Source organism: Helicobacter sp. WB40 (assembly GCF_027859275.1).
Classification (GTDB): Bacteria; Campylobacterota; Campylobacteria; order Campylobacterales; family Helicobacteraceae; genus Helicobacter_D; species Helicobacter_D ibis.
Genome location: NZ_JAQHXS010000003.1, coordinates 129,511 through 156,200 on the forward strand (window position 1 = coordinate 129,511; position 26,690 = coordinate 156,200).

Annotated in this window: 43 protein-coding genes; 38 read left to right on the forward strand and 5 right to left on the reverse strand. The window is 32.8% G+C overall.

The window, feature by feature from the left end; genetic code table 11:
- Positions 1 to 9: 9 nt before the first annotated feature.
- Positions 10 to 273, reverse strand: a complete 264-nt coding sequence (locus tag PF022_RS03160; protein WP_271020484.1) for a HypC/HybG/HupF family hydrogenase formation chaperone — start codon at positions 271 to 273, stop codon at positions 10 to 12.
- Complete coding sequence (gene hypB / locus PF022_RS03165) at positions 251 to 931, reverse strand: hydrogenase nickel incorporation protein HypB (RefSeq protein ID WP_271020485.1); 681 nt, start codon at positions 929 to 931, stop codon at positions 251 to 253. The genes PF022_RS03160 and hypB overlap by 23 nt, the downstream gene beginning before the upstream one ends.
- An 83-nt stretch (positions 932 to 1,014) precedes the next feature.
- Here hypB and ribA point away from each other — a divergent pair, with 83 nt between their 5' ends.
- Genes ribA through PF022_RS03180 form a run of 3 tightly spaced genes read left to right on the forward strand, consistent with a single transcriptional unit; the run spans position 1,015 to position 3,996 of the window.
- A complete protein-coding gene (gene ribA / locus PF022_RS03170; RefSeq protein WP_271020486.1) occupies positions 1,015 to 1,596 on the forward strand; it encodes a GTP cyclohydrolase II in 582 nt (193 codons plus the stop codon).
- Positions 1,593 to 2,813, forward strand: coding sequence for a molybdopterin molybdotransferase MoeA (locus tag PF022_RS03175; RefSeq protein WP_271020487.1), 1,221 nt, complete (start codon positions 1,593 to 1,595; stop codon positions 2,811 to 2,813). The genes ribA and PF022_RS03175 overlap by 4 nt, the downstream gene beginning before the upstream one ends.
- Positions 2,806 to 3,996 (forward strand): glycosyltransferase family 8 protein, encoded by a 1,191-nt coding sequence (locus tag PF022_RS03180; protein ID WP_271020488.1) that lies wholly within the window; start codon positions 2,806 to 2,808, stop codon positions 3,994 to 3,996. Before PF022_RS03175 ends, PF022_RS03180 begins: the two co-directional genes overlap by 8 nt.
- Before the next feature lie 33 nt (positions 3,997 to 4,029).
- Here PF022_RS03180 and PF022_RS03185 read toward each other — a convergent pair whose 3' ends face one another.
- Positions 4,030 to 5,103, reverse strand: a complete 1,074-nt coding sequence (locus tag PF022_RS03185) for an ATP-binding protein (protein WP_271022761.1) — start codon at positions 5,101 to 5,103, stop codon at positions 4,030 to 4,032.
- Positions 5,104 to 5,260: 157 nt separating this feature from the next.
- Here PF022_RS03185 and rpsJ point away from each other — a divergent pair, with 157 nt between their 5' ends.
- The 32 genes from rpsJ (at position 5,261) to PF022_RS03345 (ending at position 21,532) form a co-directional block, all read left to right on the forward strand.
- Positions 5,261 to 5,572: a 30S ribosomal protein S10 gene (gene rpsJ, locus PF022_RS03190; protein ID WP_271020490.1), complete on the forward strand. Its 312-nt coding sequence runs from the start codon at positions 5,261 to 5,263 to the stop codon at positions 5,570 to 5,572.
- A 9-nt stretch (positions 5,573 to 5,581) separates the two neighbouring features.
- Positions 5,582 to 6,160, forward strand: a complete 579-nt coding sequence (gene rplC, locus PF022_RS03195; protein ID WP_271022763.1) for a 50S ribosomal protein L3 — start codon at positions 5,582 to 5,584, stop codon at positions 6,158 to 6,160.
- The gene (rplD, locus tag PF022_RS03200) at positions 6,157 to 6,771 is read left to right on the forward strand and encodes a 50S ribosomal protein L4 (RefSeq protein ID WP_271022765.1); all 615 of its coding nucleotides are present in this window, start codon (positions 6,157 to 6,159) and stop codon (positions 6,769 to 6,771) included. Before rplC ends, rplD begins: the two co-directional genes overlap by 4 nt.
- A gap of 2 nt (positions 6,772 to 6,773) precedes the next feature.
- Positions 6,774 to 7,055 carry a 50S ribosomal protein L23 gene (locus tag PF022_RS03205; protein ID WP_271020493.1) on the forward strand — a complete coding sequence of 94 codons (282 nt, stop codon included), beginning with the start codon at positions 6,774 to 6,776 and terminating at the stop codon, positions 7,053 to 7,055.
- A 10-nt stretch (positions 7,056 to 7,065) separates the two neighbouring features.
- The gene (gene rplB, locus PF022_RS03210) at positions 7,066 to 7,893 is read left to right on the forward strand and encodes a 50S ribosomal protein L2 (protein ID WP_271020494.1); all 828 of its coding nucleotides are present in this window, start codon (positions 7,066 to 7,068) and stop codon (positions 7,891 to 7,893) included.
- Positions 7,894 to 7,902: 9 nt separating this feature from the next.
- Positions 7,903 to 8,184: a 30S ribosomal protein S19 gene (gene rpsS, locus PF022_RS03215; protein WP_271020495.1), complete on the forward strand. Its 282-nt coding sequence runs from the start codon at positions 7,903 to 7,905 to the stop codon at positions 8,182 to 8,184.
- Between the two features lie 9 nt (positions 8,185 to 8,193).
- Positions 8,194 to 8,514, forward strand: coding sequence for a 50S ribosomal protein L22 (gene rplV / locus PF022_RS03220; RefSeq protein WP_271020496.1), 321 nt, complete (start codon positions 8,194 to 8,196; stop codon positions 8,512 to 8,514).
- A 9-nt stretch (positions 8,515 to 8,523) separates the two neighbouring features.
- Positions 8,524 to 9,228: a 30S ribosomal protein S3 gene (gene rpsC, locus PF022_RS03225; RefSeq protein ID WP_271020497.1), complete on the forward strand. Its 705-nt coding sequence runs from the start codon at positions 8,524 to 8,526 to the stop codon at positions 9,226 to 9,228.
- 2 nt (positions 9,229 to 9,230) lie between these two features.
- Positions 9,231 to 9,656, forward strand: coding sequence for a 50S ribosomal protein L16 (rplP, locus tag PF022_RS03230; protein WP_271020498.1), 426 nt, complete (start codon positions 9,231 to 9,233; stop codon positions 9,654 to 9,656).
- Positions 9,643 to 9,834, forward strand: coding sequence for a 50S ribosomal protein L29 (gene rpmC, locus PF022_RS03235; RefSeq protein WP_271020499.1), 192 nt, complete (start codon positions 9,643 to 9,645; stop codon positions 9,832 to 9,834). Before rplP ends, rpmC begins: the two co-directional genes overlap by 14 nt.
- Positions 9,834 to 10,103, forward strand: coding sequence for a 30S ribosomal protein S17 (gene rpsQ / locus PF022_RS03240; RefSeq protein WP_271020500.1), 270 nt, complete (start codon positions 9,834 to 9,836; stop codon positions 10,101 to 10,103). The genes rpmC and rpsQ overlap by 1 nt, the downstream gene beginning before the upstream one ends.
- Positions 10,100 to 10,468, forward strand: a complete 369-nt coding sequence (gene rplN, locus PF022_RS03245; RefSeq protein ID WP_271020501.1) for a 50S ribosomal protein L14 — start codon at positions 10,100 to 10,102, stop codon at positions 10,466 to 10,468. The genes rpsQ and rplN overlap by 4 nt, the downstream gene beginning before the upstream one ends.
- Positions 10,468 to 10,698, forward strand: a complete 231-nt coding sequence (gene rplX, locus PF022_RS03250; protein WP_271020502.1) for a 50S ribosomal protein L24 — start codon at positions 10,468 to 10,470, stop codon at positions 10,696 to 10,698. Before rplN ends, rplX begins: the two co-directional genes overlap by 1 nt.
- Before the next feature lie 3 nt (positions 10,699 to 10,701).
- Positions 10,702 to 11,256, forward strand: coding sequence for a 50S ribosomal protein L5 (gene rplE, locus PF022_RS03255; RefSeq protein WP_271022767.1), 555 nt, complete (start codon positions 10,702 to 10,704; stop codon positions 11,254 to 11,256).
- Positions 11,249 to 11,434 carry a type Z 30S ribosomal protein S14 gene (locus PF022_RS03260; protein ID WP_026943278.1) on the forward strand — a complete coding sequence of 62 codons (186 nt, stop codon included), beginning with the start codon at positions 11,249 to 11,251 and terminating at the stop codon, positions 11,432 to 11,434. Before rplE ends, PF022_RS03260 begins: the two co-directional genes overlap by 8 nt.
- Before the next feature lie 9 nt (positions 11,435 to 11,443).
- Positions 11,444 to 11,839: a 30S ribosomal protein S8 gene (rpsH, locus tag PF022_RS03265; protein WP_271020504.1), complete on the forward strand. Its 396-nt coding sequence runs from the start codon at positions 11,444 to 11,446 to the stop codon at positions 11,837 to 11,839.
- A gap of 9 nt (positions 11,840 to 11,848) precedes the next feature.
- Positions 11,849 to 12,385: a 50S ribosomal protein L6 gene (rplF, locus tag PF022_RS03270; protein WP_271020505.1), complete on the forward strand. Its 537-nt coding sequence runs from the start codon at positions 11,849 to 11,851 to the stop codon at positions 12,383 to 12,385.
- A 9-nt stretch (positions 12,386 to 12,394) separates the two neighbouring features.
- Positions 12,395 to 12,751, forward strand: coding sequence for a 50S ribosomal protein L18 (gene rplR / locus PF022_RS03275; protein WP_271020506.1), 357 nt, complete (start codon positions 12,395 to 12,397; stop codon positions 12,749 to 12,751).
- A gap of 8 nt (positions 12,752 to 12,759) precedes the next feature.
- Entirely contained in the window at positions 12,760 to 13,200 is a 441-nt protein-coding gene (gene rpsE / locus PF022_RS03280; protein ID WP_271020507.1) for a 30S ribosomal protein S5, read from the forward strand.
- A gap of 9 nt (positions 13,201 to 13,209) precedes the next feature.
- A complete protein-coding gene (gene rplO / locus PF022_RS03285) occupies positions 13,210 to 13,611 on the forward strand; it encodes a 50S ribosomal protein L15 (RefSeq protein WP_271022768.1) in 402 nt (133 codons plus the stop codon).
- Positions 13,611 to 14,870 (forward strand): preprotein translocase subunit SecY, encoded by a 1,260-nt coding sequence (gene secY, locus PF022_RS03290; protein ID WP_271022769.1) that lies wholly within the window; start codon positions 13,611 to 13,613, stop codon positions 14,868 to 14,870. Before rplO ends, secY begins: the two co-directional genes overlap by 1 nt.
- 1 nt (position 14,871) lies before the next feature.
- Complete coding sequence (map, locus tag PF022_RS03295; RefSeq protein WP_271022771.1) at positions 14,872 to 15,630, forward strand: type I methionyl aminopeptidase; 759 nt, start codon at positions 14,872 to 14,874, stop codon at positions 15,628 to 15,630.
- Positions 15,631 to 15,632: 2 nt separating this feature from the next.
- Positions 15,633 to 15,851 carry a translation initiation factor IF-1 gene (infA, locus tag PF022_RS03300; RefSeq protein WP_006801843.1) on the forward strand — a complete coding sequence of 73 codons (219 nt, stop codon included), beginning with the start codon at positions 15,633 to 15,635 and terminating at the stop codon, positions 15,849 to 15,851.
- Between the two features lie 151 nt (positions 15,852 to 16,002).
- A complete protein-coding gene (gene rpmJ / locus PF022_RS03305) occupies positions 16,003 to 16,116 on the forward strand; it encodes a 50S ribosomal protein L36 (RefSeq protein ID WP_005022299.1) in 114 nt (37 codons plus the stop codon).
- 12 nt (positions 16,117 to 16,128) lie between these two features.
- Positions 16,129 to 16,497 carry a 30S ribosomal protein S13 gene (gene rpsM, locus PF022_RS03310; protein ID WP_271020511.1) on the forward strand — a complete coding sequence of 123 codons (369 nt, stop codon included), beginning with the start codon at positions 16,129 to 16,131 and terminating at the stop codon, positions 16,495 to 16,497.
- Between the two features lie 9 nt (positions 16,498 to 16,506).
- Positions 16,507 to 16,899: a 30S ribosomal protein S11 gene (rpsK, locus tag PF022_RS03315; RefSeq protein ID WP_271020512.1), complete on the forward strand. Its 393-nt coding sequence runs from the start codon at positions 16,507 to 16,509 to the stop codon at positions 16,897 to 16,899.
- A 9-nt stretch (positions 16,900 to 16,908) separates the two neighbouring features.
- Positions 16,909 to 17,535, forward strand: a complete 627-nt coding sequence (gene rpsD, locus PF022_RS03320; protein WP_271020513.1) for a 30S ribosomal protein S4 — start codon at positions 16,909 to 16,911, stop codon at positions 17,533 to 17,535.
- A 20-nt stretch (positions 17,536 to 17,555) separates the two neighbouring features.
- A complete protein-coding gene (locus PF022_RS03325) occupies positions 17,556 to 18,545 on the forward strand; it encodes a DNA-directed RNA polymerase subunit alpha (protein ID WP_271020514.1) in 990 nt (329 codons plus the stop codon).
- Positions 18,546 to 18,557: 12 nt separating this feature from the next.
- Positions 18,558 to 18,908, forward strand: a complete 351-nt coding sequence (gene rplQ / locus PF022_RS03330) for a 50S ribosomal protein L17 (RefSeq protein WP_271020515.1) — start codon at positions 18,558 to 18,560, stop codon at positions 18,906 to 18,908.
- Between the two features lie 22 nt (positions 18,909 to 18,930).
- Positions 18,931 to 19,437: a ubiquinol-cytochrome c reductase iron-sulfur subunit gene (gene petA, locus PF022_RS03335; protein WP_271020516.1), complete on the forward strand. Its 507-nt coding sequence runs from the start codon at positions 18,931 to 18,933 to the stop codon at positions 19,435 to 19,437.
- Positions 19,438 to 19,447: 10 nt separating this feature from the next.
- Entirely contained in the window at positions 19,448 to 20,680 is a 1,233-nt protein-coding gene (locus PF022_RS03340) for a cytochrome b (protein ID WP_271020517.1), read from the forward strand.
- Positions 20,681 to 20,689: 9 nt separating this feature from the next.
- The gene (locus PF022_RS03345; protein WP_271022772.1) at positions 20,690 to 21,532 is read left to right on the forward strand and encodes a c-type cytochrome; all 843 of its coding nucleotides are present in this window, start codon (positions 20,690 to 20,692) and stop codon (positions 21,530 to 21,532) included.
- A gap of 20 nt (positions 21,533 to 21,552) precedes the next feature.
- Here the strand turns inward: PF022_RS03345 and hypF are convergent, their stop codons facing one another.
- Positions 21,553 to 23,835, reverse strand: coding sequence for a carbamoyltransferase HypF (gene hypF, locus PF022_RS03350; protein ID WP_271022774.1), 2,283 nt, complete (start codon positions 23,833 to 23,835; stop codon positions 21,553 to 21,555).
- A 27-nt stretch (positions 23,836 to 23,862) separates the two neighbouring features.
- Here hypF and PF022_RS03355 point away from each other — a divergent pair, with 27 nt between their 5' ends.
- From PF022_RS03355 to PF022_RS03365, 3 genes are read left to right on the forward strand one after another with little or no spacing between them, the layout of a single operon-like run.
- A complete protein-coding gene (locus PF022_RS03355; RefSeq protein ID WP_271020520.1) occupies positions 23,863 to 24,486 on the forward strand; it encodes a thiamine phosphate synthase in 624 nt (207 codons plus the stop codon).
- A gap of 55 nt (positions 24,487 to 24,541) precedes the next feature.
- On the forward strand, positions 24,542 to 26,047 hold the full coding sequence (locus tag PF022_RS03360) for a Na+/H+ antiporter NhaC family protein (protein ID WP_271020521.1): 1,506 nt from the start codon (positions 24,542 to 24,544) through the stop codon (positions 26,045 to 26,047).
- Positions 26,044 to 26,337, forward strand: coding sequence for a YciI family protein (locus tag PF022_RS03365; protein WP_271020522.1), 294 nt, complete (start codon positions 26,044 to 26,046; stop codon positions 26,335 to 26,337). Before PF022_RS03360 ends, PF022_RS03365 begins: the two co-directional genes overlap by 4 nt.
- Here the strand turns inward: PF022_RS03365 and PF022_RS03370 are convergent.
- Positions 26,334 to 26,621: a hypothetical protein gene (locus PF022_RS03370; RefSeq protein ID WP_271020523.1), complete on the reverse strand. Its 288-nt coding sequence runs from the start codon at positions 26,619 to 26,621 to the stop codon at positions 26,334 to 26,336. The genes PF022_RS03365 and PF022_RS03370 overlap by 4 nt on opposite strands.
- Positions 26,622 to 26,690 lie beyond the last annotated feature (69 nt).

A 26,690-nucleotide genomic window follows, 5' to 3' on the forward strand; every position in this document is an offset into this window, starting at 1 on the left:
GGGATTCCGCTACCTACCTTTTATATCTAGTTCTTGTTCTTCTTCTTGTATTGATTTTATTATCTCTTCATACATTTCTAGTGATAGCTTTGCTTCTTTTTCATCTATCTTGCCCATTACATACCCTATGTGTAATAGCACGAAATCACCAACATTAACTTCTTCTTGCATTAAGTCTAAACTTGCTTCCCTACTTACGCCTAGTGTATCAAGTGTTGCGGTGTTTGTTTCTTTGTTTATTGATATTACTTTAGAAGGTATGGCTAGACACATAGTTTTCTCCTTTTTGTTCTTGTAAAAATTTACAAAACTCTCTAATTGAATCTTTGTTATCTTTTGAGATAAAAAATAAAGGTATATCCTTTTTTATTTTTGCTAAATCGCTTTTTACTTGTTCTATTTTGAAGTTAAAATAGTCTTTTAGGTCATATTTGGAAATTAGCACAGCATCAGCACATAAAAACATAGTTGGATATTTTAAAATCTTATCATCACCTTCTGGAGTGGATAGAAGCACTATATTCATGTTTGCCCCCAAGTCATAACTAGCAGGACAGACTAAATTTCCTACATTTTCTATAAATAAAAACTCTTGTATTTTTTCTATTTTTTGTAGTTGCTCTATGGATTCTTGCACCATTTTTGCTTCTAAATGACATGCATCGCCTGTTGTTATTTGATGTGCATTAATGCCAAATATCTTTAATCTATCAGCATCTCTATTTGTTTGCAAATCTCCCTCTACAACGCTAAAGTTTAGCATTTTGTTTTCTGCTATGCATTCAAGTAGAGTTGTTTTGCCACTTCCAGGTGAGCTCATTAGGTTTATTGTAAATATGTCGTTTGATTTATAAAATTCTCTAAGTTTTGAGGCTTCAATATCGTTTTTTGAAAGTATCCTTGTCGTTACTTCAACTATTTTTTTATCCATTATATGTCCTAATTTTTGGTAAATTTTATCAAAATTAATAAAAAAATGTTATTATCAGCCACTTTATTAATTTAGGATTTATAATGATACAAGTATCTAATGAGGCAAATTTGCCAACAAAATATGGTGATTTTAAGATTCAAAGTTTTAGAGAAACAAAAAAATGTAATGAAAATTCATGCTATGTTGATCATTTGGTGATAAAGAGTAAGAATCTATCTGATAATCCACTAGTTCGTGTGCATTCAGAATGTCTAACTGGAGATGTGTTAGGTAGTTTGAAATGCGATTGTGGTGGCGAGCTTGAAATGGCTTTAAAGATGATAATAGATGATGGAATGGTAATTTACCTTAGACAAGAGGGTCGAGGTATTGGTTTGTTTAATAAGATTAATGCATATGCTTTGCAAGATGAAGGACTAGATACGGTTGAGGCAAACTTGAAGCTTGGTTTTAAAGAAGATGAGAGAGATTATAGTGTTGTAGAAGAGATTTTTAAGTTTTATAAACTAAAAAAAATAAGGCTTCTTACGAATAATCCAAGCAAGATTTCTGTGTTTTCTAATATGATAGAAGTTACAAGAGAGCCTATTATTGTGCAGTGCAACAAACATAATAGTCATTATTTAGAGATAAAAAAAGAAAAAATGGGACATCTTTTATGAGAGAAAAGATAGAGTATGATGAGGCGTTGAATCTTTTAGAAGATTCTAAAGTTGAGATTCTAGGTAGAGAGAGAGTGTTTTTGCATGATGCATTAAATAGAATCTTAGCAGATGACATCTATGCAACTATAAATATGCCACAAGTGCCACTATCTAGTATGGATGGATATGCTATTTCAAGTAAATTTAAAAACCATGCAGAGTTTGTAGTATTAGACGATAATCCTGCTGGTAAGGATATAATTCCTACTATTCCACTAGAATCCCCAATTGCTATTAAGACATTCACTGGTGCAGCTATGCCACATGGAGCTGATATTTTAGTCCCCATTGAAAATGTAGAGGTTATTGGAGACAAGATAAAGATTCTAAAATGCAGTGAAGTTGGAGAATTTATAAGAGATATTGGGACAAATTACAAAAAAGGTGAGAAGCTTCTAAGCAAGGGAACTAGTCTAAATGCAAATTATATTGGGTTGTTGGCAAGTTTGAATTGTGTATTTGTCAATGTGTATGAGAAGCCAAAAGTTGGTATTTTAGTTAGTGGTGATGAGATTTTAGAGCTTGGAGAGCAAAGTAGTTTGGAGAATAGAATCTACAATGCAAATGGGCATTTGCTATATGCAAAAGTAAAGGAATATGGCGGAATCCCAAAGCTATATCCAATACTAAAAGACAATAAAGAGCTAATAGAAGAATCCTTGCAAGATGCACTTAAGAGTTGCGATTTAGTTGTCTCAACAGGTGGAGCTAGTGTTGGGGATTATGACTTTATTAGCAAGATAGCACATGAGAGAAAAGAAGAAGTTATCTTTAAGGGTGTGAAAATCAAGCCCGGTCAGCATGTGCTTTATGCTAGATTCTTTGGTAAGCATTTTTTTGGGCTTCCGGGATTTCCTAATGCAACTTTGGTTACTTTTGAGCTTTTTGTAGTTGAGATTTTGCTTAAAATGTGCGGAAGTACAATGCAAAGGTTAGTACTTAGAGTTCCGCTTGGAGTTGATATAACAAAGAAAGATAAAAGATTAGAGCTTCGTGTGTGTAATGTAGTGGAAAAAGATGGTCAGTTTTGCATTAATTTTGATGGTAAGAAGGATTTTTTGAGTGCTATTTTGAACAATTTTTGTCCGATTACTTCATGTAAGATAGGGCTTGTTGTGTTAAGAGAAGAAGAATATAAAAAAGATTCAGTTGTTGAGGTTATTATGCTTGGATAATTATCATATTGCATTTAATAGTGATGAAAATTATATTCCATATCTATCAGTGCTTATTACTTCAATGGTTTATTCTGCTAATCGTGTAGATAAGCCATTTTGTTTTCATATTCTTATGGATAAATTAAGTGAAAATATAAAAGAAAAACTAGAAACTATGATTTTGGAATTATCAAAAATATATCATTGTAGTTTGGAGATTCATATAATTAGCGATGAAGTATTTGCTAGATATGAAGTGCCAAAGTTAAATGGAAACTATCTAGCTTACTATCGTTTGCTAATAGGTAGTGTGCTAGAAGGGATTCCTAGTGTATTGTATTTAGATGTTGATATGCTGTGTTTGTGTGATATTAGAGAGATTTTTTCATATTTGGAGGTAATGAGAGAAAAAGGGCTCGTGTGTGGGGTTGTTTATGATTATATAAATAATAATAGAAGGCTAGTATCAAAGAATGATGAATTACCTAGTATATGTGGTGATTATGCTAAGACATATTTTAACTCTGGTATGTTACTTGTTGATTTGGATTCTTGGAGAAAGTTGGGCATTGAGCAAGAATCTTTAATGATAGCTAAAAATTATAATCTAAAAGAACATGACCAAAGCATTTTAAATGCTTCTTTATTACATAAGACGCTAAAGCTTCCTTTAAGATACAATCTTTTGGTGTATATGTATATTAATGCAAATACGCTAGAGCACAAAAAGCCAAATATTGCATATACAAAAGAAGAGCTAAGTGAGAGTTTGGCAAATCCATGTATTTTGCACTTTTATACACACCATAAGCCTTGGGTGGATTCAAAGATTTATGTAGATTTGAAGGGTAATTTTTTAGGGCATTATTGGTGGGATATGGCTTGTAAGACACCTATATTTTGTAGTGAATTAGAGAAATTAAGACAAGTAGCAGATGAAAATAAAGTTTTTCAAGTGAGTTTAGGATTCATGTTATATAAATTAACTAGAATCTCTTTCGTGTTTTCACCTATTATTGTGCCTATTGTTACATGTATATATATAATGTTGAACAAAACTATAAACAAACAAATACCAAATAATCTTTATAATATTTCATATGAGATAGGTAAGGCTGGTATTTACGCACACAATAAAAGAAAAAAAGGAAAATATTTCTCACTACCATTTAAGATTTTAAATATGGTTAAAAAATATTAAGAAAAAAGCTAATATTAAAGCTTGAAGCAGTAATTATGTCGGGCTTATATGATGTGTATTTAATTTATTAAATGGGACTACCTCATATGGTGTCCCTAGATTCTCTCCTATAAAACTTTGATTTAGGCTTATTATTATGAATTTTTCACAAAATTCTCTTTCTTTGCTTATTTTGTTTAGCTTAGATTCTAGTATATGGTTTTGAATAAATGGCATACATACGATTCCTAGAGAGTATTTTGGTATGTAAAAATCTATTTTATCAGTATAAAAAATTGTGTTTATATCTCCATTTAGATACTCATATAGAATCTCTAAAAAAACCATATTTTCAAAAAGTGCAGAGAAATTTCTATCAAAACTTATAGTGTTTTTTAATGTGAAGTCATAGAAATATAACTTTTTTGCTGCAGAACTATGGTCTAGCTTTTCTAATAAAAATAAAGTTTTGCTATCTTGCAAGAATTTAGTATAGCTATAAAATCTGTCTTTACTGATTTTTCCTTCTTTTTTTAGCTTTGTATATATTTGGTGAGTTGATACTTTAGAGCCTAAATGCAAGATTAGATTTTTCAAAATCCAAAAATTAGATTCGTTATTTGCAAGTGTGTGTAAAAATTCTATTTTTTTATATTCCTTTAGAGATTCTCCTTCTAATAAATTGCCGTATTTTAGATAGTTTGTTAGAGATTCTTCACTGCTGTATTTGTGTATTTTGCTATATTCTTTAAATGTAATTGGTGGCATTTCAATATTGGTAAAATCATGTATATTATGCGGTGTTTGGCTTATTATTATTGTTTTATTTATGTTTGGTATTTTTTGTATTTGATTATTAAATGAATCTAGTATTAATAGTTGTATATCCATTTTATTGCAAAAACTATCCAATTCTTCTATGTCTTTTTGTGGATTGAATTTTGGGTTATTTAAATTTATATATATTTTGTTGTGCTCAAAATTATTGAAGTAATTTAGGATAAAGTCAGTTTTTCCTGTGTTTTTTGCCCCATATAATATGGTTTTATCATGTAGCTTTATGTTTGTTTTTCTATGTATTTTTGATATATTTTTTGGATATTGTTCGAATAACTTTTCTAAAATCATAATACCACCTCTATGTTTGTCGTATTTTATATTCTTCCTTTTAAAAAGGAAATAAAATGTCAAAATGTATTGCAAAATTATAGTTATATGTATATAATTTCAGCTTCCAAAACGATTTTAACATCACTTTGTTGATGAGTTCTTTTAAGGAAAATTCATGGAAAAAATTAGATTAAAATTAAAAGCTTATGATCATAGGGTGCTTGACCGCTCTATCGTGTCTATTGTAGAGGCTGTTAAAAGAACAGGAGCTGAAATAAGAGGTCCTATTCCATTGCCTACAAAAAAGAGAAGATACACAGTTTTGAAATCTCCTCACATCAATAAAGATTCAAGAGAGCAGTTTGAAATTCGTGTTCACACTAGAATCATAGATATCGTTTCTGCTACACCTGAAACCGTAGATAGTCTAACAAAGCTAGATATGGCACCAGAAGTGGATGTAGAAGTGCGTTCAATGGGTCAATAAGGGGTATAGATGGAATTTTTAGTAGAAAAAATTGGAATGAGTAGAACTATTGCTAAGCCTAGCATTCCAGTTACATTATTAAAGGTAAAGCAAGTTAAAGTTTGCGAAGTGTTGGGAAATAATAGAGCTATAGTTGCATATCAACAAGGTAAAACTATAAACAAATCTATCATGGGACAACAAAAGAAATATAGTCTAAGTAAAGAATTTAATAGATTTATGACTATTGATGTTAGTAACACAGAAGCTGGAGACTTGGATCTATCTGGGTTAGAATCTGCCAAGAGAGTTAAGGTATCTTTTAATACCAAAGGTAGAGGATTTAGCGGTGTTATGAAAAGATGGAATTTCCAAGGTGGTCCTGGAGCACATGGTAGTAGATTCCACAGAGCGCCGGGTTCTATAGGTAATCGTGAATGGCCGGGTCGTGTTCAACCGGGTAAGAAAATGGCAGGACATTACGGAAATGAAAAAGTAACAGTTCAAAATGAAATTGTGTCTTTTGATAAAGAGCAAGGTGTATTGGTGTTAAAAGGTTCTGTTCCGGGGTTTAATGGTGCATTTGGCAAGATAAAGGTTGTAAAATGAGTAAAGCTATTATTTTAGATAAAAATTTAAAGAAAAGCGGTGAGATTGACTTGCCAGAGAGCTATAAAAGCATAAACTCTCATAACCTATACCTATATGTTAAATCTTTTTTAGCGTCAATTAGAGCTAATAATGCTTTAGCTAAAACTAGAGGTAATGTTAGCGGTGGTGGCAAAAAGCCATGGAGTCAAAAAGGTGGTGGTAGAGCTAGAGCTGGTAGTATAACTTCTCCTGTGTTCGTTGGCGGTGGTGTATCTCATGGTCCTAGCAACAATAGAAACTACAATCTAAAAGTAAATAAAAAGCAAAAAAAACTTGCATTGCAATATGCATTACAAGAAAAAGCAAATAACGGAACTTTATTTGTAGTAGATAAGATTCAAATAGAAAGCGGTAAAACAAAAGATGCTTACTCTATGTTTAAATCATTAGAGCAAAAAAATACATTATTTGTATCAGCATTATTTGATGAAAAAACTTTCTTGTCATTTAGAAATATTAAAGATTGCTATTTGATTGATGGTGCTGAGCTAAATGCGTATTTGGTTGCTACATTTAGATCAGTTGTGATTGAAAAATCGCTTTTTGAATCTATTACTAAAGAGGATTAAGTATGGCAAGTATTACAGACATTAAATCAATAATGTATACAGAAAAATCTCTTCAGCTTCAAGAGCAAAGCGTATTAGTTGTTCAAACTTCACCAAAGTTAAGCAAGACACAACTAAAAGAGGTTTTTAAAGAATATTTTGGTGTTACTCCACTTTCTATTAACTCTTTAAGACAAAGTGGAAAAGTGAAAAGATTCCGTGGCGTTATCGGTAAGAGAAGCGATTTTAAGAAATTCTATGTGAAGCTTCCAGATGGTGCTAAAATAGAATCTTTGGCAGTATAAGGGGTGAGTGATGGCAATTAAAACATATAAACCATATACGCCTAGCAGAAGGTTTATGAGCAACCTTAGTTCAGAAAACATAACTGCTAAGCCAAGCGTTAGAAAATTATTAGTAAAGCTTCCTGTTCATGCTGGAAGAAATAACAATGGTAGAATTACAAGCAGACACAAAGAGGGTGGTGCTAAGAAGCTATATAGAATTATAGACTTCAAAAGAAACAAGTATAATATAGAAGGCAAGGTAAGTGCTATAGAATACGATCCATATAGAAACTGCAGAATCGCTCTTATTACTTACAAAGATGGTGAGAAGAGATATATCATTCAGCCTAGCGGACTTAGTGTTGGTGACATGGTTATTGCAGCTGAAGGTGGGCTTGATATTAGACTTGGTTATGCTATGAAGTTAAAGAATATTCCAATAGGAACTGTTGTTCATAATATAGAATTACACCCGGGTCATGGTGGTCAGTTAGCTAGAAGTGCAGGTGCTAGTGCACAACTAATGGGTAGAGAAGGCAAGTATTCAATACTTAGAATGCCAAGTGGTGAGATGAGATACATTTTGGGTGAATGTATGGCTACAATCGGTGTTGTTGGTAATGAGGATTTTGCAAATATTTCTATTGGTAAAGCAGGAAGAAATAGACATAGAGGTATAAGACCTCAAACTAGAGGTTCTGCTATGAACCCTGTAGATCACCCACATGGTGGTGGTGAAGGTAAAACTGGTTCAAGTGGGCACCCTGTTTCTCCTTGGGGTATGCCAGCAAAAGGTTACAAAACAAGAAGAAAGAAAGCAAGCGATAAGCTTATTATTTCAAGAAGAAAAAAATAAGGAATACAAATGGCTAGATCAATTAAAAAAGGTCCTTTTGTAGATGAGCATTTGATGAAGAAAGTTATCAAAGCTAAAGAAACAAAAGACAATAAACCAATTAAAACATGGTCAAGAAGAAGCACGATCATACCTGATATGATTGGAATTACTTTTAATGTTCATAATGGTAGAGCATTTGTTCCTGTGTATGTAACAGAAAACCATGTTGGCTACAAGTTAGGTGAATTTGCACCAACTAGAACTTTTAAGGGACACAAGGGAAGTGTCCAAAAGAAAATAGGTAAGTAAGGGGATAATATGAGTAAAGCATTATTAAGATATATTCGCCTCTCACCTACTAAAGCTAGACTTATAGCTAGGGAAGTGCAAGGAATGAATGCGGAACTTGCAATAGCTTCGTTAGAGTTTATGCCAAACAAAGCAGCAAGAATCATATCTAAAGTTATTGCATCAGCAGTTGCAAATGGTGGTTATGAGGCTGAAAATGTGGTTATCTCATCTTGTAGAGTGGATGCTGGTCCTGTGCTAAGAAGATTTACTCCAAGAGCTAGAGGTAGAGCTACTCCAATTAGAAAACCAACTTCACATATTTTAGTTGAAGTTACAGAAAAGAAATAAGGATAAGCGATGGGTCAAAAAGTTAATCCAATAGGTCTAAGACTTGGAATCAATAGAAATTGGGAATCTAGATGGTTTCCTTCATTTGCTGATGCACCACAAAATATAGCTGAAGACCACAAAATTAGAAAATTCCTAAAAAAAGAGCTTTACTATGCTGGTGTTAGTGATATTCTAATTGAAAGAACAGCAAAGAAAATAAGAGTAACAGTTGTTGCTGCAAGACCGGGTATTATCATAGGCAAGAAGGGTGCTGATGTAGAAAAGCTAAAAGATTCTTTAAAGAAAATAGTAAATAAAGATATTTTTATTAATATTAAAGAAGTTAAAAAGCCACAAAGTAATGCACAATTAGCTGCTGAGAGTGTAGCTACTCAACTTGAAAGAAGGGTTGCTTTTAGAAGAGCTATGAAAAAAGTTATGCAGGGTGCTATAAAATCTGGTGCTAAGGGAATTAAAGTTAAAGTCTCTGGTAGATTAGCAGGTGCAGAGATGGCTAGAACAGAGTGGTATATGGAGGGCAGAATCCCACTTCATACACTAAGAGCAAAGATAGATTATGGCTTTGCTGAAGCACTTACTACTTATGGAAATATAGGTGTTAAAGTATGGATATTTAAAGGTGAAGTGTTGCAAAAAGGTTTCCATAATGAAAAGCAACATGAAGAATCTGAAGATAAAGCTAGACCAGCTAGAAAAAGAAGGGGGCAATAATTATGTTAATGCCAAAAAGAACAAAATATAGAAAGCAAATGAAAGGCAGAAATAGAGGAAAAGCTTTTCGCGGTAATTCGTTGGCTTTTGGTGAATATGGCATAAAAGCTATTGAACATGGAAGAATCGATTCTCGCCAAATTGAAGCAGCTCGTATTGCTATGACGCGTGCTACAAAAAGAACTGGAATGGTTTGGATTAGAGTATTCCCAGATAAACCACTAACTGCTAAACCTCTTGAAACTCGTATGGGTAAAGGTAAAGGTGCAGTTGATAAGTGGGTTATGAATATTAAGCCGGGAAGAATCATATATGAAATGGGTAGCGTTGATGAGGCACTAGCTAGACATGCTTTATCTCTAGCACAAAGCAAACTCCCTTTTAAAACAAAAATTGTAACTAGAGAGGGCGAAAATGAAATATACTGATATTAATACAAAAAATATAGAAGAGTTAAATAGTCTTTTAAAAGAGAAAGAATCTTTAATGTTTGAATTAAGATTAAAATTAAAAACTATGCAACTTACAAATTCAAGTGAAATAAGAGTGGTTAGAAAAGACATAGCTAGAATCAAAACTGCTCTTAATGAAAAAAGGAGGGCATAATGGCAACTAAAAGTGAGCCACATAAGAGAATAATTGCCGGCAGAGTAGTTGCTAAGTCTGGTGATAAAAGTGTAGCTGTTCTTGTTGAGAGAAGAGTTATACACCCAAAATATAGAAAAATAGTTAAGAGATTCAAAAAGTATATAGTGCATGATGAGAACAATAGCGTTAAAGTTGGTGATGTTATTGAGGCAATCGAGTGTAAGCCAATTTCAAAAAGAAAGGCATTTACATTGCATAATGTTGTATCTGTAGGAGTTGAGCTATGATCCAAAGTTTTACTAGATTAAATGTTGCTGATAATAGTGGTGCAAAAGAAGTTATGTGCATCAAAGTTCTAGGTGGTAGCAAAAGAAGATATGCTACTATTGGAGATGTTATTGTTGTTTCTGTTAAAAAAGCACTTCCAAATGGCAAGGTAAAAAAAGGTCAAGTTGTAAAGGCTGTTGTTGTTAGAACAAAAAAAGAAATCCATAGAGAAGATGGTGCTTTAATTAGGTTTGATGATAATGCAGCAGTTATCCTAGATAGCAAAAAAGAACCTATCGGAACTCGTATTTTTGGACCAGTTGGTAGAGAGATTCGTTATGCTAATTTTATGAAAATAGTTTCACTAGCACCGGAGGTATTGTAATGGTTAAATGCAAAATTAAAAAAGGTGATATGGTAGAAGTTATTACCGGTGATGATAAGGGCAAGAAAGCTAAGGTTTTGCGTGTATTGCCAAAAAATTCTCAAGTTGTTGTTGAGGGTTGCAAGGTAGCAAAAAAAGCAGTAAAACCAAGTGATAAGAATCCAAAAGGTGGTTTTATTAGCAAAGAAATGCCTATTCATATTTCAAATGTTAAAAAAGCGGAGGATTAATAAATGTTTCAACTAAAAGCCGCATATAAAAATGAGATTAGAGCAAAGTTGGCAAAAGAGCTTGATATAAAAAATCCTATGCTATTACCAAAGCTTGATAAGATAGTTATTAGTGTTGGTGCTGGTATGTATGCAAAGGATACTAAAATCATGCAAAACATAGCAGATACGATTTCTTTGATTGCTGGACAAAAGGCAGTTATTACTTCTGCTAAGAAATCTGTTGCAGGTTTTAAAATGAGAGAAGGTATGCCAATTGGTGTTAAGGTTACTCTAAGAGGCAATCAAATGTATAACTTTTTAGAGAAGTTAATTGTTATTGCATTACCTAGAGTTAAAGACTTTAGAGGTATTCCTAGAAATGGGTTTGATGGTAGAGGGAATTATAGTTTTGGTATTAATGAGCAACTTATTTTCCCTGAAGTAGTTTATGATGATATTATGGTAAGTCATGGTATGAATATAACTTTTGTTACTAGTGCTACAAACGATAAAGATGCGTTTGCTTTACTAGAATCTTTTGGCTTACCTTTTGCAAAAGGAAGAGTAAATGGCTAAGAAATCTATGATTGCTAAAGCGGCTAGAAAGCCTAAATTTAAAGTTAGAGCATATACTAGATGCTCTATTTGTGGAAGACCACATTCTGTTTATAGAGATTTTGGTATTTGCCGTGTTTGTCTTCGAAAAATGGGTAATGAGGGTTTGATACCCGGACTTAGAAAAGCAAGTTGGTAAGGGGAAGAGATGGTAAATGATATTATTGCAGATTCATTAACAAGAATTAGAAATGCAAGCATGAGAAGATTGGACACGACTACTTTGTATTATGCAAAAGTTGTTGTATCTATTTTAGATGTATTTCAGGCTAAGGGATTCATTGAGGGCTATAAGGTTGTTGAAAAAGATAAAAAGCAATCGATTAATGTTGTTTTAAAATACGATGAAAGAGGTCGTTCAGTTATCAGCGAAATAACTAGAATCTCAAAACCCGGAAGAAGAGTGTATAAGGCTAGAAATGAATTAAAAAGATTCAAAAATGGCTATGGAACAATTGTGGTTAGCACTTCTAAGGGTGTTATCGCAAATGATGAAGCTTATAAAGCCAATGTAGGTGGCGAAGCTTTATGTAGTATTTGGTAGGAGAAGTTTATGTCAAGAGTTGGAAAAAAACCTATTAGCATTCCAAGTGCTGTATCTGTTAGTATAGAAGGAAGCAAAATAGTTTTTAAGAATAGTAAGCTAACAAAAGAGTTGGAGACTTACAATCGTGTTGGTATTGAATTTAAAGATGGCAGTTTAAGCTTTTCTCTAAATGGCAATAGTGCACAAGATAGAGCTTATTGGGGAACTTATAGAGCTTTAGCAAATAATATTGTAATAGGTTTAACAGATGGTTTCACAAAGCAATTAGAGATAAATGGTGTTGGTTATAAAGCTGCTATTAAGGGCAAGGTTTTAGAATTAGCATTAGGTTTTTCTCATCCTATAAATTATGATATTCCAGATGGTGTAGAGATCGTTGTTGATAAGAATCTTATAACAATAAAAGGTTCTGATAAGCAACAAATAGGTCAAATCGCAGCTGAAATTAGAGAGTTTAGACCACCAGAACCATACAAAGGTAAGGGTGTGAAATATGTAGAAGAGCATATTATCCGCAAAGCTGGTAAAACTTCTAAAAAATAAGGATAGGACATGACAAGTAAAATCATTAAACGAAAAAGAAGTTTGAGAATTAAAAGAAAGTTAAGGATTCGCTCTAGAATACATGGTGATTCTATAACCCCTAGATTAAGTATTTTTCGCTCAAATAGATATTTCTACGCACAGGCTATTGACGATGTAAATGGTGTAACTTTAGCTAGTGTTGATGGTAAGAAAATGGGTCTAAAAAACAATAAAGATGATGTAAAGAAAATAGCTTCTTCTCTGGCTGATAGCTTGAAAAAGGCAAAGATTGAAAAGGTTATTTTTGATAGAAATGGATATTTATATCATGGTGTTGTTGCAAGTTTTGCAGATTCGCTTCGCGAAAATGGAATTAGTTTGTAGGGGATAAGATGGAAATTAATAGAGAAGATTTTAAAGAAGTTGTTGTAAATATAGGGCGTGTTACTAAGGTTGTAAAAGGTGGTAGAAGATTTAGATTCAATGCTTTAGTAGTAGTTGGTAATAAAGATGGTCTTGTTGGGTTTGGACTTGGCAAGGCCAAGGAAGTTCCAGATGCTATAAAAAAGGCTATTGATGATGCTTTTAAAAATATTATTAAAATAAATATAAAGGGCACTACAATAGCACATGATGTCCAAGAAAAATACAATTCTAGTATTATTTTATTGAAGCCTGCTAGTGAGGGTACTGGAGTGATTGCAGGTGGTTCTGTAAGACCAGTTTTAGAAATGGCAGGAATCAAAGATATTCTTACAAAATCGCTTGGTTCAAATAATCCTTACAATGTTGTAAGAGCAACAATTGATGCATTGGCTAAAGTAAAAGCATAAGGAGATTTTATGGGTTTAGAGAATTTGGCTCCTGCAAAAGGTAGTGTAAAGAAAATTAAAAGAGTTGGTAGAGGTCAAGGTAGCGGTATGGGAAAAACCTCTACAAGAGGTGGCAAGGGACAAACTGCTAGAACTGGTTCAAAACAAAAAAGAGGTTTTGAAGGTGGTCAGCAACCATTGCAAAGAAGATTGCCTAAAGTTGGTTTTAAAAGCAGGGTTGTAAAACCTTATGTTATTAATGTTGAAACAATAAAGGGTATAGATTCTTTGAATGAAATAACATTTGAAAGTATAAGAACAATACATAAATTCCCTACTTATACAAACAAGATAAAGTTAATAGGAGCTAATGCTAAAAATCTTGCTTCTAAAATTAAAGATGAGAGAATTAGTACAAGCGGACAAAAATAATGGATAAAACTATTGTTAATAAAATCTTGATTACACTTGGCTTTTTATTGGCTTATAGGGTTTTGGCTTATGTGCCAGTTCCCGGTGTTGATACTGCTGTTATAAAATCATTTTTTGATAGCAATGCTTCAAATGCACTTGGCTTATTTAATATGTTTAGCGGTAATGCTGTTGAGAGACTTAGTGTGATATCATTAGGTATTATGCCATACATTACAGCTTCTATTATAATGGAATTATTAGCAGCTACATTTCCAAATCTCGGAAATATGAAAAAAGAACGAGATGGAATGCAAAAATATACTCAAATAATAAGATATGTTACTATTGTTATAACTCTAATACAGGCAGTTGGTGTATCTATAGGATTGAGAAGTATTGGTGGTGGTGCTAATGGTGCGATAATTATAGATATGAATCTATTTATTGCTATTTCTGCTATATCTATGTTGTGTGGAACAATGTTGCTTATGTGGATTGGAGAACAAATTACGCAAAGAGGCATTGGTAATGGTATAAGCTTAGTTGTATTTGGTGGTATTATATCTGGTCTTCCTAGTGCTATTTTTGGAACATTTAATCTAGTAAATACAAATCAAATTAGTTGGGTTGTGCTTTTGTTTATATTTGCAATAATTTTGGTAACGGTACTATGTATCATTTATGTAGAGCTTGGAGAAAGAAGAATACCAGTATCATATTCAAGAAAAGTAGTTATGCAAAATCAAGATAAACGAATTATGAATTACATTCCAATTAAGATGAATCTTAGCGGAGTTATACCTCCTATTTTTGCTTCTGCTGTATTGATGTTTCCTAGCACAATTTTACAATCTTCAACCAATGACATAGTCTTAAAGATAGCTGATTACTTGAATCCAAATAGTTACTCATATAATGTTTTGATGTTTTTGTTTGTTATGTTTTTTGCTTATTTTTATGCTTCAATTGCATTTAATCCAAAAGATATTTCCGAAAATCTAAAGAAACAAGGTGGATTCATACCGGGGATTCGACCGGGTGAAGGCACAATGAATTTCTTAACAGATGTTGCGAACAAATTAACATTATGGGGTGCTATATATTTGGGGCTTATAGCTACTTTACCTTGGATATTGGTTAAAGCTTCTGGTGTGCCTTTCTATTTTGGAGGGACTGCAGTTTTGATTGTTGTTCAAGTAGCAGTTGATACAATGCGTAAAATAGAGGCTCAAATGTATATGAATAAATACAAAACTTTAAGTGCAGTAGGTTTGTAGTATGGCAATTGCAATACGCAAACCTAATGAAATAGAATCCATAAGAAAAGCTAGTAAAATAGTTGCTAAAACACTAAATCACATAAAAGCTCAACTCACTCCGGGACTTACTTTAAAAGAAATAGATTTTATTGGTGAAGATTTTATTAGAAAATGTGGTGGAAGACCAGCTTTTAAGGGATTATACGGCTTTAGTGGTTCTGTTTGCACATCGGTTAATGAAGTGATTATTCATGGGATTCCAAATGATTATGAGCTTAGAGATGGTGATATAGTTGGACTTGACATAGGTGTTGAGCTAGATGGTTGGTTTGGCGATGCAGCTATTACTTGTGGGGTAGGAAATATTTCACAAGAAGATTCAAAGCTTATTGCTTGTGCTAAAGATGCACTATATTTTGCAATTAGCCAAATTAAGCCGGGTATGCACTTTAAAGAGCTAAGTGAATTAATTGAGCATTTTATTTTGGATTATGGATATGTGCCTTTGTTTGGTTTTTGCGGACACGGGATAGGTAGGAAGCCACATGAAGCACCAGAGATTCCAAACTATCTTGAAGGAACTAAGGCAAAACAGGGAGATAAAATAAAAAATGGCATGGTATTTTGTATAGAGCCTATGATATGCCAGAAACAAAGTGAACCAGTTGTGCTAGATGATGAGTGGAGTGTTGTTTCTAAAGATGGTTTAAGAGGTAGTCATTATGAACATACCATAGCAGTGATTAATGGCAAAGCAGAAATTTTATCAAAGGAATAAATTTGGCTAAAGATGATGTAATAGAAGTTGATGGTATTGTAAAAGAAGCGTTGCCTAATGCCACATTTAGGGTGGAATTAGAAAATGGGCATATTATTTTATGTCATATAGCAGGTAGAATGCGAATGCATTATATAAAGATTCTACAAGGTGATAAGGTAAAAATAGAGCTAACTCCTTATAGCTTGGATAAAGGTAGAATTACCTTTAGATATAAGTAATTTTTAATAAGATTTTAAATATAATATTTGGTTTTTTATTTTAAATTTTCATAGTCGTTTGGGTGATGAATGAGCCTTTGGAGGACTATAAACTCAATGTCTAGTTTTAGAAAGCTATTTTTAGCGATTCAATAACACATTAGGAGTAAGTATGAAAGTTAGACCTTCCGTTAAAAAAATGTGTGATAAATGTAAGGTTATCAAGAGAAAAGGCGTGATTCGAGTTATATGCGAGAATCCAAAACATAAACAAAGACAAGGATAAAAAGGAAAGATAATGGCGAGAATTGCTGGTGTTGATTTACCCAAAAAGAAAAGAATAGAATATGCTTTGACCTATATTTATGGTATAGGATTAAAGACTTCAAGAGATATATTAAAAGCTGTAAATATTTCTTGTGATAAAAGGGTTCAAGACCTTGGTGAAGATGAAGTTTCTGTAATTGCAAAAGAAATTCAAACACACCATATCGTAGAGGGTGATTTACGCAAAAAAGTTACAATGGATATTAAATCTCTTATGGATTTAGGTAACTATCGTGGATTAAGACACAGAAAAGGATTACCTGTTCGTGGTCAAACTACTAAAAATAATGCTAGAACACGAAAAGGTAAGAGAAAAACTGTTGGTAGTGCATCAAAATAAGGGGTTTATATGGCAAAAAGACAAACTAATAAAAAAAGAATTGTTAAAAAGAATATAGCTAGAGGCATCATTCATATTTCTGCCGCTTTTAACAACACATGCGTAACAATTACAGATGAAATGGGAAATGTTATTTGCTGGAGCACAGCTGGTGCGTTAGGCTTTAAAGGTAGTAAAAAATCTACTCCATATGCAGCTCAACAAGCAGTCGAAGATGCAGTATCTAAAGCAAAAGAGCATGGTATAAAAGAGCTTGGAGTTAAAATACAAGGTCCAGGTAGTGGTAGAGAGACAGCTGTTAAGAGTATTGGAAGTATCGAGGGTATTAAAGTGTTGTGGTTTAAAGATGTAACACCATTACCTCATAATGGTTGTCGTGCTCCAAAAAGAAGAAGAGTGTAAGGAGAAAAAATGGCAAGATATAGAGGTCCTGTTGAAAAAATTGAAAGAAGATTTGGTGTAAATCTAGCTTTAAAAGGTGAAAGAAGATTAGCTGGTAAAAGTGCTTTAGATAAGCGTCCTTATGGTCCCGGACAACATGGTCAAAGAAGAGGAAAAATTTCAGAATATGGGATTCAGCTTAGAGAAAAGCAAAAAGCAAGAATGATGTATGGTATTTCTGAAAAGCAATTCCGTGCGATATTTGTTGAGGCTAATAGGCTTGAGGGTAATACTGGTGAAAATCTAATCAAACTAATTGAGAGAAGATTGGATAATGTAGTGTATAGAATGGGATTTGCTACTACTAGAAGATTTGCTAGACAATTAGTTGTGCATGGACATATATTGGTTGATGGCAAGAGATTAGATATACCATCAGCAAGAATTAATGTTGGACAAAAAATTGAAGTATTTGAAAAAACTAAAAAGAATCCACAAATCCAAAGAGCAATAGAGCTAACAAAACAAACAGGTATAGTTCCATGGGTTGATGTTGATCAAAATGGTGTGTTTGGTATTTTTACTAGATTGCCAGAAAGAGAAGAGGTTGTTATACCTATTGAAGAGAGGCTCATTGTTGAGTTATACTCTAAATAATAGTTTATAAGGTAGTGGTTATGAAAAGTATTAAAACTTCACCTCATACTCCAACAAGCATTAAGGTTGAAGAAACAGGAAACAATAGTATACAGATATCTGCATATCCATTTGAAGCTGGATATGCAATTACATTGGCTCATCCTTTAAGGCGTCTTTTGTTGGGTAGTTCTGTTGGTTTTGCACCTATTGCACTTCACATAGATGGTGTTTCACATGAGTTTGATTCTGTGCGAGGAATGGTGGAAGATGTATCTCATTTTATTGTAAATTTGAAATCGATAAGATTCAAAATTAAAGACGATAGTGAATTTGTTAGCGTTGATTATAGTTTTAAAGGACCTAAAGCTATCAGTGGTGCTGATTTGTCGAATGATTTGGTTGAAATCGTTACGCCAGATATGCATCTAGCTACAATAAACGATGATGCTTCTCTTAACTTTTCTATTATAATTAGAAAAGGTATAGGTTATGTTCCTAGCGAAGAGATAAGACATGATGTAGCAGAAGGCTTTATGCCACTTGATGCTTATTTTACACCTGTTACAAATGTTACTTATGTTACAGAAAATATACTCTTAGAAGATGATCCAAATTATGAGAAAGTCATTTTTAACATACAAACAGATGGTCAAATTGACCCATTAACTGCTTTTAAAAATGCATTAAATGTTATGCATAAACAAATGTCTATATTTAATACTGAACTAAGCATAGAGATTCCTAGCATTGCTTCTAGTAATGATGAAATACCAGAAAGTAAAATTATGTTGCAAACTATTGAAAGTTTAAATTTCAGTGCTAGATGTTTTAATTGTTTAGATCGTTCTGGTATTAAATATTTAGGTGAGTTAGTCTTGTTAGATGAAGAACAGATTAAAAACATAAAGAATTTAGGTAAGAAATCATTAGATGAAATTACAGCCAAGCTAGAAGAGTTGGGCTATCCTGTTGATAAAGAAATTTCTAAAGATTTACTTGCATTCCTTAAGAAAAAATTTTCAAATTAATAAAGGATAAACATGAGACATAGACATGGATACAGAAAGCTTGGTAGAACATCTTCTCACAGAAAAGCTTTGCTGAAGAACTTATCAATTGCTCTAATTGAAAGAGAGAAGATTGAAACTACTTTGCCAAAAGCAAAAGAATTGCAATCTTATTTTGAAAAATTAATTACTAGAGCTAGAAAAGGCGATAGTATGGCACATAGAATAATATTTTCTCACTTGCAAGATAAGGTTGCTGTAAAGAAAATGGTTACAGAAATAGCACCTAGATATGCAAGTAGAAATGGTGGTTATACGAAGATTATAAAAACTAGGCTTAGGGTTGGCGACGCCGCTGAGATGGCAATTATAGAGCTCGTATAATATAAAATTTAAGGAGGTAGTCATGGGAGAGAAAGAAGTTAGTCGTAGAGATTTCCTTGGTATGACTTTAGGAGGTGTAGCAGCAGTTGGAGTTGGCGCCTCTCTTGTTGCTATGAAATCTTCTTGGGATCCATTACCTAGCGTTGTTTCGGCTGGTTTTACTACGGTTGATTTGAGTAGTATGCAAGATGGGGAGTATAGACAGGTTGAATACAGAGGTAACCCTGTGTATATTATTAAAAAAACTGCAGAAATGAAAAAGTGTGAAGATAGAGATGTAGTGGTTGGAAATGCTGATTATAGTGTTGGGATTCAAATTTGCACCCACTTAGGCTGTATTCCTTCATATAGTGCTGACACAACTGAATTTCATTGTGCTTGTCATGGTGGAAAGTTTGATGCATGTGGTAAAAATACCTTCGGTCCCCCGCCAACACCAATGACTATACCGCCATTTAAGATAGATGGTCAAAAGTTAGTTCTAGGAGAAGAGGGTCCTGAGTATTTAAAGTTGGTTAATAAAGCATAGGGGGTTATAGATGGCAGAAATACGAAAAGCAGATGGAATTGTTGATTGGCTTGATCAAAGAATAGCTATAAGACCTCTAATGAAGGTTTTAATGACTGAATATTGGATACCAAAGAATATTAATTTTCTTTGGGCTATGGGCGTTGTATTGGTTGTTTTATTTACATTGCTAGTTGTATCTGGTTTGTTCTTGCTTATGTATTATAAGCCAGATACAAAACTTGCTTTTGATAGTGTAAATTACACAATTATGCAAGAGGTAGAATATGGGTGGTTATGGAGACATTTACACGCAGTTAGTGCTTCTGTTTGTTTTTTAATTATTTATATCCATATGTTTGTTGGCATTTATTATGGTTCATATAAGAAGGGTAGGGAGATGATATGGATAACAGGTATGCTGTTATTTGTTCTTTTCTCTGCAGAGGCATTTAGTGGATATATGCTTCCTTGGGGTCAGATGAGCTATTGGGCGGCAGCTGTTATTACAAACTTATTTAGTGCTATTCCAGTTATAGGACCTGATTTGGTTATATGGATTAGAGGTAACTTTATAGTCTCTGATGCTACTTTGACTAGGTTTTTTATGTTGCATGTTGTGCTGTTACCTGTAATTATTATTGCAGTTATAGTTATGCACTTTTATACATTAAGAATTCCTCATGTTAATAACGCATATGGTGAAGAGATAGACTTTGAAAAAGAAGCAGAAAAATTCAAAGCAGGTAATAAAAAAGAATCTAAAGTTATTCCTTTTTGGCCTATGTTCTTATCAAAAGACTTCTTTGTAGCTAGTTTCTTTTTGGCTATTTTGTTTTATTTAACATGTTATCACTATAGTTTTGCACTAGATCCTATTAACTTTGATCCAGCAGATCACTTAAAAACACCACCGCATATTTATCCTGAATGGTATTTCTTGTGGAGCTATGAAGTATTAAGAGGATTCTTCTTTAGTGCAGATTTGGGTCTAATAGCATTTGGTATAGCAAATGTTATTTTTGTTCTATTGCCTTGGTTAGATAGAAGCAATGTAGTTGCACCTGCACACAAGAGACCAGCATTTATGGTTTGGTATTGGGTTTTGATTGCCGATATGATTGTTTTAACTATATGGGGTAAATTACCACCAACTGGTGTTAATGCGTATATTGGATTTGTGGCTTCAATTTTATTTTTATTCTTATTGCTTGTTGCACTTCCTGTAATTACTAAGTTAGAAGCAAAAAAGAATGGTCAATAGGGGAGTAGCATGAAAGAATTTGTAGCATTAATAGTAGTTGTATTTGTTACGGGAGTTATCTATTGGGGTGTTGAGCCATTTGCTCATAGTCAAATGAATCCAAAAGTTGAACCAGCAGATTATACATTTGCTGATTTGCAACCTATAGATACAGCAAAGGGAAATATTGGTAATGGTAAAGAATTGGTGGTTGCTAATTGTATAGCATGTCATTCAATTAATAAGGAAGGTTTGGAATCACCATTTGCACCAGAAGACGCTTTAAGTGCTTATGGTGTTGTTCCGCCTGATTTATCTTCGGCTGGTTTTATTTATGAGGCTAATTTTCTTGCAAATGCTATTAAAAATATAGCAGTAGCAACAAAGCAAACTCACAAGTTTGATGGTAATCACCCTATGCCTGCGTATGATTGGATGAGCGATCAAGAAATAGCAGATATTGTGGCTTATTTGGTAAGTATAGCACCTGCTAGTATGACTAACAAAGAAGTGTTTATTGATTCTTGTGGTAGATGTCATGATGTTAGATATGATAAGTGGCAAGCAAATGGTGGCTTAAAAACTTATTTAGGTGCTAAGGTGCCTGATTTATCCATGATGATTAGAAGTAGAAATATGGATTATTTGCATACATTCATTAATGATCCTCAAAAACGACTTGCAGGAACTGCTATGCCGCGTGTAGGTTTGACAGAGAGTGCAGAGATTCAAGTTGTAAAATATATGGAAGAAGTTGGTGATAGTAAAAAGGCAGAAAGAGAATCTCTTGGTTGGAAGATGGTTTTATTTATGCTTGTTATGGGTGTGATTGCATACTTGTGGAAACGCAAAGTTTGGCATGATGCACATTAATCTTTAGAGGGCAATTTCCTCTAAAGATTCATTTTATTCTTTAAATTCATATAATATGCTTGACCTACGCTAATACCGCCATCGTTGCATGGTATTTTTTTGTTTATATAGATATTTTTGTTTGTTTGCTGTATTAGATTTGTTAGTAGTTTATTTTGAAAACAACCACCGCTAATAGCTATACATTCATACTCATTTGCATATAACTTTGAAATTTCATTAATGATATTTACAAGTGTGATATGGAATTTTTTTGCTATATCGTTTATAGATTCTTTGTTGTGTATGTCTTTTATTATTTCTAGTAATATTTCTTTTATTGAGATTGTTTGATTATTTATTTTAAAGCTATAACCATGCGTAATATTTGAAGTTTCTGCCAAACTTTCTAGTATCATTCCGCATTCACCTTCATAGCTTTGTTTGTCTACTGCATTACACAATATAGCTACCATATCAAAAAGTCTTCCAATGGAGTTGCATCGTGGCATTTTGCCACTTTTGTGTTGTTTGTAGAAAATATCTATTGCATTCTCTCCAAACTCATCTTTTAGGCTATCGATAAGTTTATGTTGAATCTGAAATACTTGATTTCCAAATGCTAAAAACAATCCTTCAAGCCCCAATCTTCTAATGTCTTTAATGGCTTTTTCTCCACCTAATAAATAGAAGTTTTCAAAAAAGGCAATTCTTCTAAATTTTAGAGGTTGTTTGGGGTCATATAATAAGAATTCTCCACCCCATATATTGCCATCTAGTCCATATCCTGTGCCATCAAATATGATTCCTAGCGTTTTTTTATTTATTTTGTTTTCTGCGATATTTGATAGTAAATGTGCGAAGTGATGTTGTATGGTGTGTAAGTTAGAGTTTTCTGTTACTAACTTTTTATTTGAATACAAAGGGTGCATGTCGGCTATAAATTCATTTATATTTGCATTATATTGCTTTGTAAATAGTCTTATTGTCTCTTTGGCGTTATTTAGTGATTCTATGTTGTATAGATCACCTAAATGTGGGCTTAGCATTGTTTTATTGTTGATATTTATGCAAAATGTATTTTTTTGTTCTGCTCCTAGTGCTATGAAGTTTTGTTCTTTATTTAGTGTGTTTATTGTGTTATTAAACCCTCTAGCTCTCCTTAGAATCTGCATTTGATTGTTGATTGCTCTAACTAGGCTATCATCAATTGGATTTATTATATCTCTATTATATGTTAGGGCATAGTCGCATACATGTTGTAATTTTTTATAAATATTTTTGAAATCTTTGATAATAGGCTCTCCACTTATATTAGCACTTGTAAAGATTAGTGGAACTTGAATCTGACTACATAATAAATGATGTATTGGCGTGTAGGGAAGTATGATACCTAGTTTATTTAAGTTTGGTGCTATTAGATGTAGTGGTATATTATGTGATTTATTTATATCACACAATACTATTGGTGCTTGTGGAGATAGCAATAACTCTTCTTCTTGTTTGCTTATTTTTGCTAGAAGTTTTGCTATGCTTATGTCTTTACACATAATGGCAAATGGTTTTGTTGGTCTTTTTTTTCTTGCTCTTAGATTCTTTATTGCTTTATTGTTTGTTGCATCACATACTAGAGTGTATCCACCAAGTCCTTTTAGGGCTATTATATGTCCATTATTTATTGCATTTATAGCATTTTGGAGTGGATTTATACTTTCTATATTTAGGCTTGAATCTAAATTGTTATAATCAAAAATTTCCGTAAAAATAAGCCTTGGACCACATTTTTTACAACAATTAATTTGAGAGTGGAATCTTCTGTTGTTTATATCATTGTATTCTTCTTTGCAATCATCGCACATAGCAAATATATCCATAGCAGTATTATCTCTATCATATGGGAGTTCTTTTATTATGCTATATCTGCCACCACAATTTGTGCAACTCGTAAATGGATATAAATATCTTTTGTTTTGTTTGTCAAATAATTCTTCTTTGCAATCATCGCACATTGCAATATCAGGTGCAATATCCGCTGTTTTTGTATCTTTGTTATCGCTTTTTTCTATTTGGAAGTTTGTATAGAGTGTATGAGACATTATAGTTTTGGTGTTTATACTCTCTATTTGTGCAGCTTGTGGTGGGTTATTAAAAGAATCTAAAAAAGATTCTATATTTTCTTTACTGCCTTGTGCTAGTATATATACGCCTTTGTTGGTATTTTTTACAAACCCATTTATATTATTATTTATAGCACTTTTATATACAAATGGTCTAAAGCCAACGCCTTGAACTATGCCTACTATTAAAACTTCTAATGTTATCATTTAGGTATTTTAACATAAAGGAATATTGTGAAAAACCTACATGGAATATATGCTATTAGCGATGAGAAACTAACCCCATATGCAATAATTAAAGAGCAATTATTAAGTGCTTGCGATGATATTGTGTGCTTTCAGCTTAGAGATAAGAGTAGTGATGATTTATCTTTAGAATCGTGGTGTGTAGAGCTTGGCGATATTTGTGCTAGTTTTGGTGTGAATTTTATTATAAATGATAGAGTTGAGTTGGCAATTAAGATGAAAAGTAATGGATTACATGTGGGGACTAAAGATAATGGAGAATTATATTCTTTAGATGAGCTAAAGTGCATTAGAGATAGGTTTCATGGAATCTTGGGTGTATCATGCTATGGAGATATAAACTTAGCTTTACAAGCAAAAAGCATAGGGGCTAATTATGTGGCATTTGGTGCATGTTTTAAATCTCAAACAAAGCAAAATGTACAACAAATAAATTTGGATATTTTTAATAAGATAGAAGGCATTAGCACATGTGCTATAGGTGGTATTTGTGCAAATAATGCAGGAATGTTAAAGAAAGCTTCCATGATAGCATCTATTAGTTATATTTGGAATGGAGATATTAAAGAAAATTTGCATAAATTGCGTAATTCTTGGGAAGAGAATGGTTGATTTTGCTTTATTGTATAATTTCAAACTTAATTACTAATGTTATAAAAGGTTTATAATGTATGTTGATTCTGCTTTAAGTTTGGTTGTGCCTTTAGTGGTTATTTTATTGGTATTAATTACAAGACAAGTTGTTTTATCGTTATTTGTCGGTATTGTGTTGGCTGGATTTATGCTAAAAGATTCATTTTTTGAATCTTTAGAGTATGTTTATAGTTCCATTTCATCAGTGTTTTATAGTGATGGTGAAGTTTCAGTTTCGTCTTTGTATGTGTTTTTGTTTTTGGTTTTGCTTGGTATTTTGACACAAATTATGCAAAGCTCTGGTGGTATGAAAGCCTTTGTGATATGGGCTAGAGAGAGGGTTAATAGCCCAAAGGGTTCGGAGTTTTTAGCCTTTATTGCTGGGATTGTTATTTTTATAGATGATTATTTTAATGCATTAACGGTTGGACAAATAGCAAGACCCCTAAATGACGCAAATCACTCGACAAGAGAGAGGTTAGCTTATATTATAGATTCAACTTCTGCACCTATTTGTATTTTAATGCCAATTTCTAGTTGGGGTGCTTATATTTTAGGTATCACAAGCGGTCTTATTGAAGGAGAATCCGGTTTTAGTGTTTTGGTTTCTAGTATTTGGGGGAATTATTATGCTTGGTTTGCTTTATTAGCTGTGTTTTTAACAATATATTGGCAGATTAATTTATCTGTTATGAGGAATAATCAAAATGTAGGAATCGATTCTGCAGATGAGCTAAAGTATAGCGATAGATGTGGGAATATATGGATGCTTATTATCCCTATTTTTTCTCTTATTGTGTTTGTTGGATTTTTTATATTTTTTACTGGATATAAAGCTACAAATAGCCTAAATCCTATTGACATGCTATCAAGTGCAGAGACTGGTTTTTCTTTGTTTTTTGGTGGATTATGTGCATTGGTTATATCAATTTTTGTATCTTATAAAAATATAGAATTAAAAGACTATTTTCATATTGTAAAAGATGGATTTATCTCAATGCTTCCTGCGATTTTAATATTGATTCTTGCATGGAGTATAGGACCTGTTATTAAAAATGATTTGCAAACTGGAGTTTATTTGGCAAATATTAGTAAAGATTATCTAGCAACAAGTCAATTATCAATAGAGTTAATAGTGCCAGTTATTTTGTTTTTGATTTCTGGGTTTATTGCATTATGCACAGGGACTAGCTGGGGGACATTTGCTATTATGCTTCCTATTGGAGCTGCAATTGCTATACAAAACGATGTAAATATCACTCTTAGTATATCTGCTGTATTAGCTGGTGCTGTATATGGAGATCATGCATCACCAATATCAGATACTACTATACTCTCTGCAACTGGTGCTGGCTGTTCTGTGCAAAGTCATTTTATAACACAATTGCCATATGCTACTACTACTGCCTTTGTTTCTGTGATCAGCTTTGGCGTAGCTGGGTATTTTAATTCATTACTTTTAGGTTATATTGTTGGAATTGTTGGAATTGTTGGAATCTTTTGGTTTTATAAAAGCTTCTTAAGTAAAGGACTAGCATGAATTTATTTGTGATTTTAATTACATATACTAGTAGTTTAGATGAAATAAATGAGATTCTACCAACTCATAGAGAATATCTAAAGAAGCATTATGAAAGAGGAATTTTATTGGCAAGTGGTCCTAGAAAACCAAAAGTTGGTGGGATTATAATAGGTAAATTCCAAAGTAAAGATGATGCTTTGGAATTTGTTAGCAAAGATCCATACAATCTAGCAAAAATTGCAAGTTATGAAATACTAGAATTTAATGCCGTATTGCATTCTAGTATTTTAGATGATTTTTTAGGTTAATACCCAATTCCTCTTTCTATTTTGGAGGCTTGTTCAAATAGATCTTCTTCTAAATAGTGCCATTCTAGTTCAGCAGGTATAGAGGTGTCATATACTTGCCCTCTTGGCTTTTTGTTTATTCCATTTTTGCTTATACCATCTATTTTGCCGTTATTTAAAAAATAATATGTAGCACCAGCACCAAGACCAGCACCAAGCAAAAATGCATCTGTCTTTGGTGATATACATCCACTAAGGCTAATAGCTATGATTGTTGATAGTATAATCTTGCATGTGTTATTCATATAACTTCCTTGTTTATTAATTTTAAGGCTTAAAAAGCACAATTTATTCCAAAATTAGATAAAATCACT